The 18,766-nt window shown below is 72.3% G+C and carries 17 protein-coding genes; 9 read left to right on the forward strand and 8 right to left on the reverse strand.

Translation table 11 applies throughout. From position 1 onward, the window contains the following. Complete coding sequence (locus tag ACFW9O_RS20910) at window positions 1-621, reverse strand: DedA family protein (RefSeq protein WP_384611221.1); 621 nt, start codon at window positions 619-621, stop codon at window positions 1-3. Beyond that, entirely contained in the window at window positions 618-1,394 is a 777-nt protein-coding gene (locus ACFW9O_RS20915) for an MBL fold metallo-hydrolase (protein ID WP_351169495.1), read from the reverse strand. The genes ACFW9O_RS20910 and ACFW9O_RS20915 overlap by 4 nt, the downstream gene beginning before the upstream one ends. A gap of 194 nt (window positions 1,395-1,588) precedes the next feature. On the opposite strand from ACFW9O_RS20915, the gene ACFW9O_RS20920 reads away from it, so the two are divergent. Together ACFW9O_RS20920 and ACFW9O_RS20925 are read left to right on the forward strand one after the other, a co-directional pair. Continuing rightward, window positions 1,589-2,005 (forward strand): hypothetical protein, encoded by a 417-nt coding sequence (locus ACFW9O_RS20920; RefSeq protein ID WP_351169492.1) that lies wholly within the window; start codon window positions 1,589-1,591, stop codon window positions 2,003-2,005. 122 nt (window positions 2,006-2,127) lie between these two features. Beyond that, complete coding sequence (locus tag ACFW9O_RS20925) at window positions 2,128-4,251, forward strand: phage holin family protein (protein ID WP_384611299.1); 2,124 nt, start codon at window positions 2,128-2,130, stop codon at window positions 4,249-4,251. Window positions 4,252-4,278: 27 nt separating this feature from the next. On the opposite strand, the gene ACFW9O_RS20930 is transcribed toward ACFW9O_RS20925, so the two are convergent. From ACFW9O_RS20930 to ACFW9O_RS20940, 3 genes are all read right to left on the reverse strand, one after another. Beyond that, entirely contained in the window at window positions 4,279-5,331 is a 1,053-nt protein-coding gene (locus ACFW9O_RS20930; RefSeq protein ID WP_384611223.1) for a LacI family DNA-binding transcriptional regulator, read from the reverse strand. Window positions 5,332-5,382: 51 nt separating this feature from the next. Further along, the gene (locus ACFW9O_RS20935; RefSeq protein ID WP_384611225.1) at window positions 5,383-5,982 is read right to left on the reverse strand and encodes a DUF305 domain-containing protein; all 600 of its coding nucleotides are present in this window, start codon (window positions 5,980-5,982) and stop codon (window positions 5,383-5,385) included. Window positions 5,983-6,085: 103 nt separating this feature from the next. Further along, the gene (locus tag ACFW9O_RS20940) at window positions 6,086-7,021 is read right to left on the reverse strand and encodes a DUF1996 domain-containing protein (RefSeq protein ID WP_384611226.1); all 936 of its coding nucleotides are present in this window, start codon (window positions 7,019-7,021) and stop codon (window positions 6,086-6,088) included. Between the two features lie 237 nt (window positions 7,022-7,258). Here ACFW9O_RS20940 and ligA point away from each other — a divergent pair, with 237 nt between their 5' ends. From ligA to ACFW9O_RS20960, 4 genes are all read left to right on the forward strand, one after another. Next, on the forward strand, window positions 7,259-9,358 hold the full coding sequence (ligA, locus tag ACFW9O_RS20945; RefSeq protein WP_384611228.1) for an NAD-dependent DNA ligase LigA: 2,100 nt from the start codon (window positions 7,259-7,261) through the stop codon (window positions 9,356-9,358). 148 nt (window positions 9,359-9,506) lie between these two features. Beyond that, window positions 9,507-10,346: a rod shape-determining protein gene (locus tag ACFW9O_RS20950; protein ID WP_384611230.1), complete on the forward strand. Its 840-nt coding sequence runs from the start codon at window positions 9,507-9,509 to the stop codon at window positions 10,344-10,346. 696 nt (window positions 10,347-11,042) lie between these two features. Then, complete coding sequence (gene secD / locus ACFW9O_RS20955; protein WP_384611232.1) at window positions 11,043-13,349, forward strand: protein translocase subunit SecD; 2,307 nt, start codon at window positions 11,043-11,045, stop codon at window positions 13,347-13,349. A 143-nt stretch (window positions 13,350-13,492) separates the two neighbouring features. After that, window positions 13,493-14,236 carry a YoaK family protein gene (locus ACFW9O_RS20960; RefSeq protein WP_384611233.1) on the forward strand — a complete coding sequence of 248 codons (744 nt, stop codon included), beginning with the start codon at window positions 13,493-13,495 and terminating at the stop codon, window positions 14,234-14,236. Here ACFW9O_RS20960 and ACFW9O_RS20965 read toward each other — a convergent pair. Next, on the reverse strand, window positions 14,226-15,035 hold the full coding sequence (locus ACFW9O_RS20965; protein ID WP_384611235.1) for a helix-turn-helix domain-containing protein: 810 nt from the start codon (window positions 15,033-15,035) through the stop codon (window positions 14,226-14,228). The genes ACFW9O_RS20960 and ACFW9O_RS20965 overlap by 11 nt on opposite strands. A 59-nt stretch (window positions 15,036-15,094) precedes the next feature. On the opposite strand from ACFW9O_RS20965, the gene ACFW9O_RS20970 reads away from it, so the two are divergent. Continuing rightward, a complete protein-coding gene (locus ACFW9O_RS20970; RefSeq protein WP_384611237.1) occupies window positions 15,095-15,400 on the forward strand; it encodes a 4a-hydroxytetrahydrobiopterin dehydratase in 306 nt (101 codons plus the stop codon). Here the strand turns inward: ACFW9O_RS20970 and ACFW9O_RS20975 are convergent. Continuing rightward, a complete protein-coding gene (locus ACFW9O_RS20975; RefSeq protein WP_384611239.1) occupies window positions 15,333-16,370 on the reverse strand; it encodes a LysR substrate-binding domain-containing protein in 1,038 nt (345 codons plus the stop codon). The two genes, ACFW9O_RS20970 and ACFW9O_RS20975, sit on opposite strands and share 68 nt — an antisense overlap. Window positions 16,371-16,461: 91 nt before the next feature. Here ACFW9O_RS20975 and ACFW9O_RS20980 point away from each other — a divergent pair, with 91 nt between their 5' ends. Next, entirely contained in the window at window positions 16,462-17,205 is a 744-nt protein-coding gene (locus ACFW9O_RS20980; protein WP_384611241.1) for a class I SAM-dependent methyltransferase, read from the forward strand. A gap of 130 nt (window positions 17,206-17,335) precedes the next feature. Further along, window positions 17,336-18,256, forward strand: a complete 921-nt coding sequence (locus ACFW9O_RS20985; RefSeq protein WP_384611242.1) for a class I SAM-dependent methyltransferase — start codon at window positions 17,336-17,338, stop codon at window positions 18,254-18,256. Window positions 18,257-18,265: 9 nt separating this feature from the next. On the opposite strand, the gene ACFW9O_RS20990 is transcribed toward ACFW9O_RS20985, so the two are convergent. Further along, window positions 18,266-18,739 (reverse strand): RICIN domain-containing protein, encoded by a 474-nt coding sequence (locus tag ACFW9O_RS20990; RefSeq protein ID WP_384611244.1) that lies wholly within the window; start codon window positions 18,737-18,739, stop codon window positions 18,266-18,268. Window positions 18,740-18,766: the final 27 nt, after the last annotated feature.

Consider the following 18,766-nt stretch of genomic DNA (forward strand, 5'->3'; position numbering starts at 1 on the left):
TCAGTGGCTCCGCCGTGCCCGCAGCCTGCGCCACACCGCCGGTGCCCCGCTGATCACCAGCGTCAGGGCGACCGCGGCGAGCACCCCCTGCCACGGCTCGGCGAAGAGGGAACCGCCCAGGATCCCGATCAGCTGATAGGCCGCGGCCCAGGCCAGACACGCCGGTACGTCACCGCGGGCGAACTGCCGCAGCGGCATCCCGCCGAGCAGACAGGCAAGCATCACCGGTATCCGTCCGGCCGGCACGAGCCGGGACAGCACCAGCACCGTCCCGCTGTGCTCGTCCAGCTTCCGCTGCGCCTGCGCAAGGCGCTCCGGAGCGGCCCGGCTGCTGATCGCCTCCAGCCACCGCGAGCCGTTCCTGGACCGCACCCCGCGCTGTCCCAGCCAGTACAGGCATATGTCCCCGAGGAACGCCGCGGCCGACGCCACCACGAAGACCACCAGCAGGGCGAACGGTGACGTCTGGTGGAACGCCACCACGGCGGCCGAACTCACCAGGGCCCCCGTCGGCACCACCGGCACCAGCGACCCCAACGCCACCAGCGCGAACAACGACGGATAGCCGAAGGCCTGCTGCGTCGACTCCGTCGGCAGCTGCCGCACGACTTCCTGGATCATCTACGGGCCTCCGGCCGCACATGCTCGCCGTGCCCCAGCCGGTGCACCGCCACCCCCGGCGCCACGAGCGCCGCCTGCCGTACGAATTCGTCACCCGGCGCGTGGAACTCGTGCGGCCGGACCCCGTCCATCCCGATCGGCCAGTACGTTCCGTAGTGCACCGGCACCGCGGAGAGCGGCGCCAGCATGGCCAGCGCCTGCGCGGCGCGGGTGGCGTCCAGATGGTGATGGCCGAGATACGGACCCCAGCCGCCGACGGGCAGCAGCGCCACATCCACCGGCCCCACGGCATCCGCCATGTCGTCGAACAGCCCGGTGTCCCCGGCGAAGTAGGTGCGGGCCTCGCCCTCCACCACGAAGCCCAGGGCAGGCACCCGGTGCGGGCCGACCGGCAGCCGGCGGCCGTCATGCAGCGCGGGTACGGCCCTGACCAGCACCGCGCCGACACGGACCTCGTCGCCCGGAGCGACCTCCCTGATCCGCAGCCCGCGCAGCCGGCGCAGGACCCGCAGCCCCGGTACGGCCCCGGTCGCCCCCTTGGGCACGATCAGCAGACTGCCCGGGGCGAGACGGGCCAGGGAGGGGAGATGCAGATGGTCGGAGTGCAGATGGGAGATCAGGACCGCGTCGGCGACAGCGGCCTCGGGCGGCGGCACCTCGCCGCGGCGCCGGCGCAGATGCGCGAAGCGCCGTACGAACAGAGGATCGGTCAGCACCCGGACCCCGGAGTCCTCGATCGTGCAGGTGGCATGACCCCACCAGGTGACCTCCACCGCCCCGCCTCCTCGCTCCGTCGGCCCGCGCACCCGTCCCGGCCATGCGCTGTCCCGTACGAGCCTAGGCGCTCCGCGCCGTCCTCACGCCGGTGCGCGCCTTTCCACTCCTGTCCGCCCGGGTGCACACGGCTACGGAGGGCTACGGCCGGGGTAGGGTCGGGCGCATCATCCGAGCGCGGGGGGATCCGTTCATGGGGGACGTCATCGACGGCGTACGGGTGGCGGCCATCGCCAGTCTCACACCGCTGGAAGAGCTCGACGGCGATCCGTTCATCGTCGACACCCGCAGCCAGCACGCCATGTGCGCACGCTGGGCCGCCGACCAGGGATACGTCGTCACCCGGCAGCTGCGCGTCTACGGGCTGCGCCCCGACCACCACGCACTGTGGGCCGACGTCGAGGGCGGGCAGGTCGAACTGTTCGTCGCCCCCAACGACCGCGTGCTCGCCCGGGCCGTCGTCTCGGTGCCGGACTTCGCCGCCGAATGCGCGCGGCGCGGCGTACGGCTGGAGCTCGCCGGCCTCGCCGAGCCCGTGTACACCGCGCGCACGAAGGCGAGCGTCCATCGCAGACTCTCCATGCCGACCGCGGGATACGACGGCTGCTGACCACCGGCCAGGGCACGGACCAGCTGTGAAAGGCTGGAACCGGACCCACGACGGCACCGGGTCCGGACGTGAGGTGGAGCGGCGTGGGTGACGGGCGATGGCGTACGGCGGGCAGAGCCCTCATGCGCGTGGTCGCGGTGTGGGCGGTCTCCACCCTCACCCTGCTCGCGCTCGCCGGGATCCTCCCCGACTTCCAGCTCCAGTCCGACGACGGCGACAGCGTCACGAGGACCGCGTTCACCGCGGCCTGGGGGGCGGGCGCCTTCGGTCTGCTCTCCGCACTGGTGTGGCCGGTCCTCGTCCGGGCGCTGCTCATCGTGCCCGCCCTGGTGCTGGGCGCGCTGGTCTTCTTCCTCAACGGCTCGCTGCTGCTGATCGCTCTCAGCCTCATCCCGGACGGGCGCGGAACGGCCAACCCGGAGACCGCGGTGGTCGTCGCGGCCGTCATGTCCGCCGTCGCCTCGGCCACCTCCACCGCGCTCGCGGTCCGCGACGACGACGCCTACCGGCGAAGGCTCTCCCGGCTGGCCGACCGCCGCCGTCGGCGCAGCGGCACGGCAGGCACCGCGGACGGCGGCCGCGGCGGACCGCCGGGCATCGTGTTCGTACAGCTCGACGGCGTCGGTCACGACGTGCTCGAGCAGGCGGCCGCCGCCGGCCTGATGCCGACCGTGGCCGGCCTCCTCGCCGACGAGGCGGGCCACCGGCTCACCCCGTGGAGCACCGACTGGTCCAGCCAGACCGGCGCCAGCCAGCTAGGCATCCTGCACGGCAGCAACTTCGACGTGCCCGCGTTCCGCTGGTACGAGAAGGAGACCGGCACCGTGATGGTCTCCAGCAGGCCGGCGAGCGCACTGGAGCTGCAGCGCAGGGCCATCACCCGTACCCGCGACGGCGGCCTGCTCACCGTCGACGGGGCAAGCCGGGGGAACCTCTTCAGCGGCGGTGCCGACCAGCTCGCCCTCGTACTGTCCATGGCAGCCAGGCGTGGCAAGGGGCGCCGGTCGCGCGCCGGATACTTCGCCTACTTCTCCGACCCGGCCAACGCCGTCCGGACCGCCCTGTCCTTCGTCGCCGAGGTGGGCCGTGAGATCGGCCAGTCCACCCGGGCCCGGATCAGGAAGGAGTCCCCCCGGGTCAAACGCGGCGGGCTGTACCCCTTCATCCGGGCGTTCGCGACGGTGGTCGAACGCGATGTCGTGGTCGCCGCGGTCATCGGCGACATGTTCGCGGGACGCACCGCCGTCTACGCCGACCTCGTCGCGTACGACGAGGTCGCCCACCACTCGGGGCCGCACAGCAGGGACGCGGAGAAGGTCCTGACACGGCTCGACCGCTCCCTGGGACTCATCGCGAAGGTCGCGGAACACACCCCGCGCACCTACCGGATCGTGCTCCTCTCCGATCACGGCCAGAGCCCCGGGGAGACCTTCGCCGGGAGGTACGGACTCACGCTCAAGGACCTGGTGCGGGCGGGCTGCGGGCTGCCCGTCCCCCGCAGGGCACAGCGCACGCGCAGCGCGTCCGAGGCGCGTGACGCCGTGCGCATCGCGCTGCACCGGCCCGTCGGGGAGAAGGAGGCGGAGCATCCCGCGACGCCGTCCGACCCGATCGTTCTCGCTTCCGGCAACCTCGGGCTGTTGTCCTTCCCGGACATCGAGGGACGTGCCTCGCGCGAACAGCTCGAACGCCGCCACCCCGCGCTCCTCGCCACACTCGCCGGCCATCCGGGCATCGGCTTCCTGCTCGTGCGGAGCGAGGAGCACGGCTCGGTGGTGCTGGGACCCGGCGGGGCCGAGGTCCCCGTACCCGAACTGAAGGACGGGGAGGGGCCGATCGCCGTCTTCGGGGCGGGGGCGGCCGAGGCGGTGCGGCGCACCGACACCTTTCCGCACGTCGCCGACGTCATGGTCAATTCGATGTACGACCGCGAGAGCGGACGCGTGCACGCCTTCGAGGAGCAGATCGGTTCGCACGGCGGACTCGGCGGCGAACAGTCCCGGCCGTTCCTGCTCTGGCCGCGCACGCTGGCCGACCCGCGGGACGTCGTGGCGGCGGAGGGAGGGACGTCGTCCAGCGGTCCGGTGGGTGCGGAGGCCGTGCACCGGATACTGGCGCGCTGGCTGCGGGAGCTCTCCGGGCCCCAGGTGCCGTTGCTGACCGAGGGCTTCACCGGGGCGGAACGGGCCGACGAGCCCTTCCCGGACGTGGACACCGACGCCGAGGTACCGGGCGCGCGGGGCTGACGGTCACCGGCCACGGCCGGCGCCGCGTCAGGTGGACTTGCGCTCCACGAGCGTCGGATGGAAGACGACCGAGGGAGCCGGGCCACCCGGCTTGCCGATCTGCTGCAGCAGCAGCCGGGCCATCTCCGCGGCCATCTCCTCCACCGGCTGCCGCACCGTGGTCAGCGGCGGATCGCAGGCCAGCGCCGCGCTGCTGTCGTCGAAACCCACCACCGACACGTCCGACGGCACGTCCTTGCCCGCCCGCAGCAGTACGGGCAGGGCACCGAGCGCCATCAGGTCCGAAGCGATGAACACCGCGTCCAGGTCCGGCCGGTCACGCAGCAGCTGCCGCATCGCCGACGCGCCTCCCGCATGGGTGAAATCCCCCTCGGCACGCGCCACGTCGTGGATGCCGTGCAGGGCGAGCGCGTCCAGGAACCCGGTCAGGCGCGCCTCACCCGCGGGCATGTCCTGCGGCCCCGCGACCGTGCCGATGCGCAGACGTCCCAATGACGCCAGGTGGTCGGCGGCCAGCTGCGCCCCGGCACGCTGGTCGGCCTCGACATAGGTGAGCGGGGACGCCCGCCTCGGCCTGCCCGCGAGCACGGCGGGCAGCCGCGTGTCGTGGAGGAGGCCGGGCAGCGGATCCTCCGCGTGGGAGGAGATCAGCACCACGCCGTCGACATGGCCCTGGCGCAGGTACGACAGGAGCTGGATGCGCGAGGCCTCGTCGTCGGCGAGCATCAGCACCATCTGGATGCCCGCGGGCCGGAGCACCTCGAGCAGACCGCTCACCACACGGCCGAAGTACGGGTCGGAGAACATCCGGCCTATGAACGGTTCGGACACCGGGCGCCGTTCCCGCTCGGACACGACCAGGGCGATCGAGTCCGTCCTGCGGGTCACGAGCGAACGTGCCGCACGGTTGGGGACGTACCCCGTGGTCGCCACCGCCTCCTCCACGACCCGCCGCAGTGCCGGGTCCACCGTGGTCGCGCCGTTGATCACCCGGGACACCGTGGCCCGGGAGACGCCCGCCACCGCGGCAACGTCCTCCAAGGTGGCGGGGCGTGCGGGCGGGGTCACATGGGCAGTCATGCAGCCTTTATACCGGGTGGTCCGGCGGCTGCGCGCACCGGTTCGGGCACGTCAGCCGCTGTTCACGGCCAGTGCGTCCAGGTCCGCCAACTGGCTTTCGCGCGCCGTCACGAGGGCCTCCGCCCGCTCCCTGGCGTCGGCCCTGGTGCCCGCCGTCGTCTCGGAGCGCGATACCTGCGCGGACTGTCGGAGATGGTCGCGGATCTGCGCCACGAGGATCCGGTCGAACGTGGCGCCCTCTGCCGCGCGGGCCTCCACGAGGTCGTCGGCCGTCACCATGCCCGGCATGCTGTGGCCCGCGTGCACATCGGTGGTGGGCAGGCCCATCCCGTCCCGAAGCCCGCGCAGCGCGGTCAGTTCGGCGTCCTGCGCGGTACGCAGACGGGTCGCCCAGGACCGGAGCCGTGGGTCGGACGTCTTCTTCTCGGCCATGGCCAGCAGGGCGACGGCCTGTTCGTCCATCGGGATCATCAGCTGGACCCAGGCGGAGTCCGTCGGGTCCCCGGACCGTGACGGCGCCGGGCCGGAAGAGGGAGGGGCCGCCGGGCGGGGCGGTGGTTCCGGGTCGGCGGAAACGGAACACGAGGTGAGCCCGGTGGCGAGGAGCAGGGGGAGCAGGAGCGACGCTGCCGCGCGGCGAACCGCCTTCACAAGGGTGTCCTCGGGTGTGGAACCGGTCGGTCCCCGTCCGGAGGCAGTGCGGCCCCGGACGGGAACCCACCGGTGGAGTGGGTGAATCGCGACGGACGGGCCGTCAGGGAGTGCCGTCAGCCCCGCACTTCACGATGGCGTTGATGCAGTCGCGTACGCGCTGGGCCATCTCCGCCTCGGGCCACACGTTGAAGAAGTCGCCGTGCATCGTGTAGCCGCGACCCGATGCCAGTCTGAGACGGGCGGGGTCGCCGTTGACCGGATAGCGCAGCACCTGGCGCAGCTTGGGTACCGGGACAGGGTGGGTCGCCGGGCAGGCGCCGCCCACCGGGTAGGCCATGTGGCTCTTGTGGTCGGCCGAGTCCAGGTCCCTGCCGTTCCAGCACTGCGGGAAGTCGAGGTACGACTCCAGCATCGCGCCGGCAGGGCAGTTGACGAAGTCGTGGGACGGGTTGACCTCGCCGTGGTGCAGACACGACCAGCGCGCGATCGTGTTGTCGTCGGGGCCGGTCGCCTTCGCGTTGCCCGCGACGATCCGCAGACCACGGGGGAAGGGCTTGATCGTGCGGATGATGTCGTCCCGGACTCCCTCACCCAGGTAGTAGAAGGTCGTGCCGGTCGGTTCCACCTCCTTGTTGCCGTCGTACATCGTGGGAACCCAGTACGAGGAGATGTCGGTCGAGGGGGCGCAACTGGTGCCGCCCTTCTCCAGGGACGCCAGATCGGAATGGGCGTTCGTGGTTTCGTTGCCGAAGAAGCTGTGCATGTGGGAGGCACCCGGCAGATTGGGCAGCACGATCGGGTCGTCGGGAGCACGGTGGGTGTACGGGCACTCCGCGAGGAACTCGGCGACCCGGACCACATCGGCCGGGGCCTTGGGCGCGGCACCGGCCGTCAGGTCGCCGGCCGCGTTGCCCACCTCGGCCTGGACGAGGGACAGGGCGAGGGCGGCGACCGCCAGCCCTGCGATTCTGTGGCGCCACGGGGGCAGGGATCTGCGCCCGCGGTGTTCGGTCGTGCGTCGGTTTCGGAAGAGCACGGCACTCCTGTTCTGAGGAAGTGGGGTTCCTTGACCAGTTTTCTGATCACTGTAGAGAGCGCTCTCTCGCAGAACGTAAGAGTGTGACGTAAGCATGTCAAGCGATTGCGCAGCGCTAGCAACTGCCTGGCCATTGAACCGACTTGGCGGAGCGAGAAGAGGGAGAGCGCTCTCTTGGAAGAGGGGTCGGATGGGTGCCTCGGGGCGTTGTCAGTGGTGGGCGGCAGGATGGTGGTCATGACGACGAACTCAGCTGTTGTGCTCGCCGATGCAGCCGCCTACGCCGCCGCGGTGGAAGAGGCGACGCAGGCCGCCGCCGCCTACTACGCCTCGGGCGAGAGCACGCTCGACGACGACGCGTACGACCGCCTGGTGCGCGGGATCGCGGCCTATGAGCTGGAGCACCCGCAGGAGACGCTGGAGGCCTCGCCGACCGGGAAGGTCGCGGGCGGCGCCGCCCTGGGCGACGTACCGCACACGGTCCCGATGCTCTCCCTGGACAACGTGTTCTCCGCCGAGCAGTTCGTCACCTGGACCGCGTCCTTGGAGCGCCGGATCGGCAGGCCCGTCGCGGCATGGAGCGTGGAGCCCAAGCTCGACGGCCTCGCGGTCGCCGCGCGCTACCACCAGGGCCGTCTCGACCGGCTGATCACCCGGGGCGACGGGACCGCGGGTGAGGACGTGTCGCATGCGATCGGCACGGTGCTCGGCCTTCCCGGGCAGCTGGCCTCTCCTGCCACCATCGAGGTGCGCGGCGAGATCCTCATGACCGACGAGCAGTTCGAACAGGCCAATACCGTACGCACGGAGCACGGTGGCGCCCCCTTCGCCAACCCGCGCAACGGGGCGGCGGGCACCCTCCGCGCCAAGGACCGGCCCTATCGCGTCGAGATGACCTTCTTCGCGTACGGAGCGCTCGCGCTGCCCGACTCCGGTGAACTGACCGGCACCCTGGCCGAACTCCCGCACAGCGAGGTCCTGGAGCTCGTCGCCGGCCTCGGCGTGCACACGGCGGCGGACACGGCGGTGGCGCCGCGCACCGTCGGTACGGCCGAAGAGGTACAGGCCGGGGTCGAGGACATCGCCGCGCTGCGCGCCTCGCTGCCGTTCGGGATCGACGGCATCGTGATCAAGGCGGACCTGGCGGCCGACCAGCGTGAGGCGGGTTCCGGGACGCGGGCGCCGCGCTGGGCCATCGCGTACAAGCTCCCGGCCGTCGAGAAGGTCACCCGTCTCCTGGGCGTCGAGTGGAATGTCGGCAGGACCGGCATCATCGCCCCGCGCGCGGTGCTCGAGCCCGTGGAGATCGACGGATCGACCGTGGGGTACGCCACCCTGCACAATCCGGCCGACATCACCCGCCGCGATCTGCGCCTGGGCGACCAGGTGATGGTCTACAAGGCGGGCGACATCATCCCCCGGATCGAGGCGCCCGTCGCGCATCTGCGGACGGGCGAGGAGAAGCCGATCGAGTTCCCCGAGGCATGCCCGCAGTGCGGCTCGGAGATCGACACCAGCGAGCAGCGCTGGCGCTGCACCAGAGGGCGCAACTGCCGTCTGGTCGCCTCCATCTCCTACGCGGCGGGGCGTGATCAGCTCGACATCGAGGGCCTCGGCGCCACCCGGGTCGTCCAGCTCGTCGACGCCGGTCTCGTCAGTGACTTCGCCGATCTGTTCACGCTCGGCCGGGAGCAGCTGCTCTCCCTGGAGCGGATGGGGGAGACCTCCACCGACAATCTCCTCGCCGCCATCGACACGGCGCGGACGCGCCCGCTGTCCCGTGTCTTCTGTGCTCTGGGCGTACGTGGCACGGGGCGCTCCATGTCCCGCCGGATCGCCCGCCACTTCGCGACGATGGACCGGATCGTCGCCGCCGACGCGGACGCCCTGCAGCAGGTCGACGGCATCGGCAAGGAGAAGGCCACGGGGGTGGTCGGGGAGCTGGTGGAGCTGGCGCCGCTGATCGCCAAGCTGGTGGCCGCCGGGGTCAACATGACGGAGCCCGGTGCGACCCCGCCGCCGGAGCCTGGGGAAGCGCAGGCGGACGGTGAGGCGGGCGACGGGGAGGTGTCCGGGCTGCCCCTCGACGGTATGACCGTGGTGGTCACCGGCGCCATGACCGGCCCGCTGGAGAAGCTCTCGCGCAACCAGATGAACGAGCTGATCGAACGGGCCGGGGGGAAGTCCTCGTCCAGTGTGTCCAAGCGCACGAGTCTGCTGGTCGCGGGGGAGAAGGCCGGATCGAAGCGCACCAAGGCCGAGGACCTGGGCGTAAGGATCACCGCGCCGGACGAGTTCGCGGAGCTGATCGCGTCATTCCTGAGCTCGGAGGCGTAGGACGCGCCATCGAGGGTGCGGCCCTTGGAATCGCTGAGGGAGTGGCGTTCCCCACCCCGTTATTGCATAGTGAGGGTTCGGTCATGCCTCGCTATCAGCGGGTCATGGGTGGTGAGCGGCTGCAGTGGCAGGCCGGGGGTGAGGGGCGATGCGTTCTTTGCGCGACGGACGGCGGCACAGCCGGCCCGTCCACCGGTGGCCCGGCGGCCGTGCCGCCGCGGCGGACCACCACGGGGCGACCCGTGGGCTGGCCATCGACCTGGGAAGTTCCGGGGTGCGTGGCTGGGTTCCCGGCCGTGGCCTCGTCACCGGCCCCGCGCCGCAGGAAGGCCGCGGCCGTCCGGTCCGGCGTGGACGCATCGTCGACGCCGAGTCCTGCGCCGAACTCCTCGGCCACCTCGCCGATACGGCGCTGGGCGCCGACCGCAGCGGCGCCGTGATCGTCCTCAGCCATCCGGTCCTCGCCGGATCCGAGCACCGGTCCCTGGCCAGGGACCTCCTCACCGCCCTCGGCCCCTCCGGAGTCGTGGTCCTCAGCAGCGCGAGAGCCGCCGCCGCATGCGCCGGGCCGCGCGGCGGCGGTCCGCTGCTCGTCGTCGACACGGGCGCCGAGATCACCGAAGTCACCCTGCTCGTCGACGGGACGGTCGCCGACGCCAGGCAGGCCGAGGCCGGGCTCATCGACCTGGAGCCGGAGGCTCCTCCCGCGGACCTCGTCCGGACGGTGCTGGACATGGTCGTGTCGATGTGGCGACAGGACAAGCACGGAGCGGTGAGCGGCGCGCTGCGCAGAGGCCCCGTGCTCGCCGGGGGCGGTGCGCTGCGCAGGGACGTCACCGACGGGATCGCGGGGCGCCTCGGCGTACGCGTGCACCTGGCCGACGACCCCGCGACCACGGTCGTACGGGGTGCGGGCCTGATCCTGGACTCCGTGCTGCGCCACACCGGTGCGGGTGCGCCGGCCGTCCTGCCGGGCCGAACGAGGTGAGCCCCCGCCCGGGGGCGCCCCGGGGGAACGCGCCCCCGCGGGGGCGGCCGGACGCCCCGGCGCACCGGGCCCGGCATGCCCTTGCCGCGTTCCTTCTCGCTGTTCTCACGCTCGTCGCAGGCGCGCCTGCCGCAGCCGGATCGGTGCTGCCCCTCGGTGCGCTCGCAGGCCGGTCCCCGGTCACCGCGCACGCGCCGGGAGCGCAACCGCCCCTGCCTCGTTCCGACCGGACCGCGAACCAGGGCCAGGCACAAGAATCCCGCCGCTTCCGTGCGGCCGCAGCAGCGTCGCCCTCCTCGGGCAGCCCCACGCCCGGCGAGTCCGTCAACGCGGGCAAGGCGGGCAAGGCCGGCACGTCCGTCGAGGCCGCAGCCCAGGGGGCGTGGGCCGAGGCCCTGCCCCGGCCCGGCCCATGGGCAGGCGCCGACCGCCCGCACGCCCCGCACCACTTCCCTCCGCCGGACCACGGAGCACTGCCGCCGTGCGCGACGGCCCTGCCCGAACCCCGTAAGGCGCCGCGAGCGGCTGTCGGGACCCGCCTTTTCGTACCCGGCCGGGTCCGCACCGCGCTGCCGGGAGTACGGGGCCCTCCAGGGGTGACGGCCGGTCAGCCGGCCGTTCCCCTGTCCTGTTCGACAGACCTGTCGTCGCGTCCTCTCTGAACGAGGGGCGGACGACGCCCCTCGGAGGATTCCCATGACTCGCGCCGCCACGGTGCGAGCAGTTCTGGCTGCCGCCGTTCTGCTCGTCTCCGTGCTCATCACGCTGACCATGTCACCCAGACTCGGACTCGACCTTCAGGGCGGCACCCGGATCGTGCTGCAGACCAAGGACTCGGACACCGCGAAGGCGGACCGGGAGAGCACCGAACGCACCTTGGAGGTGCTCCGCGGCCGCATCGACTCCCTCGGTGTCGCCGAACCGTCCCTGACACGTTCCGGCGAGAACCGGATCATCGTCGAACTGCCGGACGTCCAGGACCCGCGGCAGGCCGCCGAAGTCATCGGCCGAACCGCCCAGCTGAGCTTCCACGCTGTTCAGGGCCCCGGAACCGAGCAGAAGGACGACGCCCCACGGACGGGGCTGACACTCCCGGACGAACAGGGCACTCCCCTCGCCCTCGGCCCGGTGCGGCTCGACGGCGCCGGAGTGAAGGACGCCACCGCAGCCTTCGACGCCCAGCAGGGAACGGGCTGGTCCGTGTCGCTCGACTTCCACAAGGACGCGGGCGGGAAGTGGACCGGGCTGACCGGGGAGGCGGCCTGCAACCCGCCCCAGGACGAACGGCGCAGGGTCGCGATCGTCCTCGACGGGAAGGTCATCTCATCGCCCCAGGTCGATCCGTCGATCGGCTGCCAGGCCGGACTGCCCTCCGGATCCACCCAGATCACGGGCTCCTTCAGCGCCGACGAGGCACGCGATCTCGCCCTCCTCATCAAGGGCGGCGCACTTCCCGTCCCCGTCGAGATCGCCGAGCAGCGGACCGTCGGTCCGACGCTCGGGGCCGCGGCCATCGACGCCAGCGCCCGGGCGGCGCTCATCGGCGCAGCGGCCACCGCGCTCTTCATCACCTTCGTGTACCGGCTCTTCGGTGCTCTCGCCGCTGTCGCGCTCGCGGCCTACGGTGTCATCTCCTACGCGGCTCTCGTCGCACTCGGCGTCACCCTGACCCTCCCGGGGCTCGCCGGATTCGTCCTCGCCATCGGAATGGCGGTCGATGCGAACGTCCTTGTCTTCGAGCGGGCCCGTGAGGAGTGCGCGGCCCGCCCGAGCCGCTCGCTGCGTCCCGCCCTGACCGCGGGGTTCCGCAACGCCTTCAGTGCCGTCGCGGACTCCAACGTCACCACCCTCATCGCGGCGGGCCTGCTCTTCCTCCTCGGTTCGGGACCGGTCAAGGGCTTCGGTCTCACGCTCGCGATCGGTGTCCTCGCCTCGATGTTCTCGGCACTGGTCATCGCCCGCGCGCTCACCGAGACGGCGGCGGGATCCCGGTTCGTCAGCGACTACCGGAGTGTCAACGGCATCGCACGTCCGGGCCGGGTACGCACCTGGCTGAACGAGCGCGACCCCCAGCTGTTCCGGTCACCGCGCCGCTGGCTGCTGGTCTCCGGCGCGCTGGTCGCCGCAGCCGTGCTCGGCATCGTCGTCCGCGGTGTCGATCTCGGCGTCGAATTCACCGGAGGCCGGCTCGTCGAGTACTCCACGAGCCGCCCCGTCGACGTGGAGACCGCCCGCACCACCATCGCCGACGCCGGGTTCGGTGACGCCGAGGTCACCACATCGGGCGAGGGCGATCTCTCCGTACGCTCCGGAAAGCTCGACAACGACGGGGAACACGCGCTGCGTACGGCGCTGGCCGCCGAGGGCGGTGAGACCACGAAGGTGCGCGACGAGCTGATCGGTCCCAGCCTCGGCGACGAACTCCGGCGCAACGCGCTGATCGCTCTGGCCGTCGCCGTGTTCGTCCAGCTCGCCTATCTCGCGGCCCGGTTCCGCTGGACCTTCGCCGTGGCCTCGGTCGGGGCACTGGTGCACGACGTCATCATTCTGGTCGGCGCCTTCGCCTGGCTCGGCCGCCCCGTGGACGGGATCTTCCTGGCCGCACTGCTCACCGTGATCGGCTACTCCGTCAACGACTCGGTCGTTGTCTTCGACCGGGTACGGGAGCTGTGGGCCGGGAACCGGCGCGCACCGGTCGGTGAGATCGCCAACCGGGCCGTTCTGCAGACCGTCCCACGAACCGTCAACACGGGCATGGGCGCCTTGTTCATCCTGGTCGCGCTGGCCGTGCTGGGCGGAGACTCGCTCGCGGACTTCGCCCTCGCCCTCCTGATCGGCATCTGCGTCGGCACGTACTCCTCGGTACTCACCGCCGTACCCGGGGCGCTCCTGCTGGAGCGGAGCAGCAAGGCCCCGCCGCCGGCCCGGAAGCGTGGCCCGGGACGCAAGCAGGGCGCCGGACGGGCGCGCCGCGATCCGCGGGACAACGGCGCACGCGTGTAGCGCGTGCGGTGAAGCAGGGCCGCCCGCCCCGCGGACGCCGCTTGCCGTACGGGTGGTTCCGGGCCCGTCCGGCGCGTGCGGACACCACGGCCTCCGGGCTGCGGCACACTCCGATCACATCCAGCGATCGGAGTGTGCCGCCCATGCCCGTCGTCCTGCGTGAGGCCTGGGCCACCCTCGTACCCGACATGACCGCCCGGCACGGTCCCCTGCCGCCGCTGATGCTGGCCCTGACCGTCATCACCGGGCTGGTCGACGCGTTCAGCTACCTGCTGCTGGGCAGGGTCTTCGTCGCCAACATGACCGGCAACGTGGTCTTCTGCGGCTTCGGTGCCGCAGGTGCCCCGGGGTTCTCGCTGCTCGCCTCGGCCGTGGCCCTGGGCGCGTTCGCCGCGGGCGCACTGGCCGGGGGGATCGTCGTGCACCGGGCCCGTGCCCACCGGGGCCGGCAGCTCCGGCACGCGCTCCTCGTCGAGACCGCCTTCGTGGCGGCCGCCACGGTGGTCACGCTGACCTCGGGCGAGCCGTACACCGGAGCCGCCCGCTTCACCCTCATCGCGCTGCTCGGCCTCGGACTCGGTGTCCAGAACGCCGCCTCCCGTGCGCTCGCGGTCCCCGACCTCACCACCACCGTGCTGACCCTCACGATCACCGGGGTCGTCGCCGACAGCCGGCTCGCCAAGGGGCCGGGGCGCCGTGCCGGGCCCCGGATCCTCTCGGTCGTCGCCATGCTGGCCGGAGCCCTCGCCGGGGCCGTGGCCGTGCTGGGCGGGCATCCGACGCTGCCGTTGCTGATCACCCTGGTGTTCCTGGTCCTCGCGAGCACGGCCGCGATCCGTTTCGCCCGCAGTGACGCGCCCTGGACCCGTCCGCTCGTCACGGCATGAGCGCGTGCAGGTACGCGGAGGTCTCCCGGTCGGCGGGCAGGAACGTCTCGATGGCCAGCTCGGCCACGGTGACGTCCATCGGTGTGTTGAACGTGGCGATGGACGAGATGAACGACAGTTCCCGCTCGCCGTGCGCGATACGCAGCGGCAGCGCGAGCGACGGCACGCCCTGGGCCGCCGCCGTCCCTGCCGGGTCCGCCGGCTGCCCGGGGAGGGGATAGGCCGCGACCTCGTCGTACAGGGCGCGGAGCTCCACCGAACGGACCAGGGCGATCTGACGTTCCATCTGGGCCAGCAGATCGGCTCGCCACTCCGGCAGATTCAGGATGCGCGGGGCCAGGCCGTCCGGGTGCAGAGTGAGCCGCATGGCGTTGACGGGCGGGGTGAGCAACCGCTCCGACACGCCTTCGAGCAGCAGCCGCATCCCCTGGTTCGCCGCCACCACCGTGTACATCGCGTCGAGGACGAGAGCCGGATACGGGTTGTAGCCGGCGAGCAGCCGGTCGATGGCTTCGCGCAGCACTCCCATCGACGGGTCGTCGAGTGCGGTCTGAGCGAAGCGGGGCGCGTAACCGCCCACCACCAGAAGCGCGTTGCGCTCCCTGACCGGAATGTCGAGGTGCTCTGCCAGCCGCAGGATCATCTCCTCGCTCGGGCGTGAGCGGCCCGTCTCGACGAACGAGATGTGCCGGGCCGAGGAGTCCGCACGCAGGGCCAGCTCCAGCTGGCTGATCCGCCGCTGTTCCCGCCAGCCACGCAGCAGTGGCCCTACCCCCGTGTCAAGCGCGACAGTTGTCATATCCAGACCGTAACGTCACGGGCACTGCTGATCGCACCGATCCCGGTAGGAGCCGCCGCATGCCTGCTGAACCGCTGTCCCCGCGCGACATCGAGGCCGGTCTGCGCGACCTGCCCGGCTGGGAACTGGAGGGGGACAGGATCACCCGTACCTACCGGCTGCCGTCCCACTTCGCCGCCACCGGGCTGACCGTCCACATCGCCCGGATCCAGGACGAGCTCAACCACCACTCGGACCTGACACTGGGCTACAACACCGTTCGCCTGTCCGTGAACTCGCACGACGCGGGCGGCGCGGTCACACAGAAGGACCTGACGCTGGCAGGCCGGGTGGAGGCGGTGGCTCCGGGCCACGGAGCGACGTGACGGCCTCCCAGGACGTCGGGCCGAACCCGGGATGGGCGTCGAGCCAGCGCGTGTAGCCGTCGCTGCGCCGCACCGCCTCCGCGTACGCCGAGCGGGTGTGCCCGCTCACCGCACCGGCCGCCCCGTCCGCCGCGGGGGAGCGGGGGTTGCGGCCCAGCAGATGGCGCCAGCTCAGAGGCGAGCCCGCCAGGGGCCGGGTCACCAGTCCCTGCGTCGGCGGGAACGTGGCCCGGCACAGCCCGATGGCCCGCCCCACCTGCACCAGGTGGACCACGGACGTCGTGTCCGTCTCGTACACCGACAGCGGAGTGAAGCCGGCCCGGGCGCAGGCGGTGGCGAAACAGTCCGCGAAACAGCCGTCCCCCGGCACGTCGGCCCAGGACTCCCCTGCCAGCGCGGAGAGTTCGAGCTCCGTCTCGCCGGCCAGCGGATGGTTCTCCGGCAGCATCACGAACACCGGGTCGATGCCGATGACCTGCCAGACGAGCCGGTCCGCCATGGGCGGCGTGCTCTCCCCGCAGACACCGATCAACGCGAAGTCGAGCCGTCCGTCGATGAGCAGCGAGGCGATCTCGGCCACCGACCACGAGGTGTACGTCGTCACCGGCGCCGTCGGATGCGCGGCGGCCAGCCGGTCGACGAGGCCGCCCAGCAGCGGACCGTGCGTCCCGCCGAGCCGGAAGCGCTCCACGGTGGCCCAGGCGTTGGCGAAGCGCACCGCCTCCTCCTGGAGCTCGCTCACCGCGGGCAGCACCACCCGGGCCCGTGTCAGCACCAACTCACCGAGCAGGGTGGGCCGGGCACCCGTGTGGTCCCGGTCGAAGAGCGGGCCGCCGAGCGTCTTCTCGATCCGTCGCAGCTGCGCGCTGAGCGCGGGCTGCGCGAGCCCCAGAACGGCGGCCGCCTTGGTGAGACTGCCTGTGTCGGCGATGGCCCGCACCGTGCGCAGATGACGTAACTCCAGCTCCATGACCGCACGTTATGTCCACCACCACTCACCGGCAATACATCCGGCACCCATGGTGCGCCGCGGTCGGGACGGGCCTTCTAGACTCGCCCCCGTGCTGGACTACAACGCCGAAGCCGCCGTCTACGACGCCACCCGGGGCGGGGTGCCCCGCGCCGAAGCCGCCGCCCGCGCCGTACTCGGGCTGGTGCCGCCGTCCGCCCGCACGCTGGTGGACGTCGGCTGCGGTACGGGACTGGTCGCGGAGCGGATCGCCCTCGCGCGCCCCGCCTTGCGGGTGCTCGGCACCGACAGCTCGTACGGCATGGCGCGGCTGGCCGGGCAGCGGATCGGAGCGGTCGTCCTGGCCGACGCGCGGAGGCTGCCGCTGGCCGGTGCGACGGCCGATGCCGTCAGCGCGGTCTGGCTGCTGCACCTGCTGCGGGGCGACGGCGAGGTGCGGGCCGTGGTGGCCGAGGCGGCGCGGACACTCCGGCCGGGAGGTGTGTTCGTCACGACGGTCGACAAGGACGCGGGGCACCACGTGGGCAGCGACATCGACGCGCTGCTCGCCCCGTACAGCGCCCCCCAGCCGTCCGACTCCGCGGACCTGGTCACCGCGTACGCCGACTCCCACGGCCTGGAACGGGTGGGCGGGGCAGGGTTCGCCGGCCACGGTCAGGGCCGCACCCCCCGACGCGCGGCACGCTCGGTGCTGCGGGGTGACTACGCCGCACACCTGTCGCTGCCCGGGACGGCGGCGGAACGGCTCGCGGCGGAACTCACCGCGCTGCCCGACCCCGACCGGCAGCGTCCGGACCCCGCCTACCGGCTGCTCGCCTTCCGCAGACGGGGCTGAGCCGCCCCGCCCGCGCCGCGCTCCGGTGATCCGGCCGTCCTGTGGCAGCGGGGGTACCACAACGGGAAACAGGCTTGCTGAAACGGCAAGGAAACTGGCCCTGGGTGCCCTGCAGGGAGAAGGTGAGCCCATGAGCAAGCACACCGCGCACGGTCACGGCCACACCCATGCCCACGCCCACGCCGACCGCACCGAAGACCTCGACTGGGACACCGTCGGTCCGAGCCTCGAGGAGGAGGCCGAACTCAGCAGGCCCCAGTACGAGGCGGCCGCCCGCTGGATCGCGGAACTTCCCGGGGCCCAGGACGTGCACAGAGTCCTCGACATCGGCAGCGGCCCCGGCGTGATCAGCTGTCTGCTCGCCGAGGTGTTCCCCGGAGCGGAGATCGTCGCCGTCGACGGCACTCCGGCCCTCCTGGAGCGCACCCGTGCCCGCGCCGAGCGGCACGGCTTCGGCGAGCGGGTGCGGACCGTGCACGCGGCACTCCCCGAGGACCTGGGGAAGCTGGACGAAGCCGATCTGATCTGGGCGGGCAACTCCCTTCACCACATCGGCGACCAGCGCGGCCTCCTCGCGGGCTTCGCCGGGCTGCTCCGCCCCGGCGGCACCGTCGCCCTGCTCGAAGGAGGCCTGGCCGCCCGCCAGCTTCCCCGCGACATCGGCATCGGCAGGCCGGGACTGGAAGCCAGACTCGAGGCGCTCCACGCCGACCGGTTCGAGGACATGCGGGCGGGACTTCCCGACAGCACACGGGAGATCGAGGACTGGAGCGCCCTCCTGGCCGCCGTCGGCCTGGCACCCCAGGGCACCCGCAGCTTCCTGCTCGATCTGCCCGCCCCGCTCACCGGCGTCGCGCGCGACCGTACCGTCACCGAATTCGCCCGCAGGCGCGAGGCGTTCGCCGACCGGCTCACCGCCGAGGACGCCGCGACGCTCGACCGGCTGCTGGACCCCGGTGACCCCGAGGGGCTGCGGCTGCGCCCGGACCTCTTCCTGCTCTCCGCGCGCACCGTGCATCTGGCCCGGCGGGAGCCCCGCACGGCGGACTGACCTACCGGCTCAGGACTCGGGCACCGGCTCCAGCCGCCACCACTGGCCGGGGGAGTCGGTGTCCTCCCACTGCTGGACGTTGGCCCCGTCGTCGGTGGCCCCGTCGGCGACCTCAAGGACGAGGCCGCTGACGAAACTGACCAGCGTCACGGTGCCGGGTGCCTCCAGGTGCTGCTCGATGAGCCATTCCTGGGCACCGAAGTTGTTCGCCTTCCACTGCTGGACGTTCGCGCCGTTCTCCGTGGAGGCTCCCGCGACGTCCAGCCGCTTGCCACTGTGCGCGTTGACCAGGTGGTACAGGGCAGCGCCCTCGTGCACGGGGTTCAGCCGCCAGTGCTGGGCCGCGGTTCCGCTCTCCTTGCCCTGCTGGACATTGGCGCCGCTGCCAGTGGCCCCGCCGTACACCTCGAGCAGCAGTCCGCTGCCCACGTTCCGCAGGCGGTACACACCCGCCTCGACGACGGGCGCGGTCTCCCCGCTCATGGTCCGTTCCCCTTTGGTGTGCTCGGG

The sequence above is a fragment of the Streptomyces sp. NPDC059499 genome (assembly GCF_042749285.1).
GTDB lineage: Bacteria > Actinomycetota > Actinomycetes > Streptomycetales > Streptomycetaceae > Streptomyces.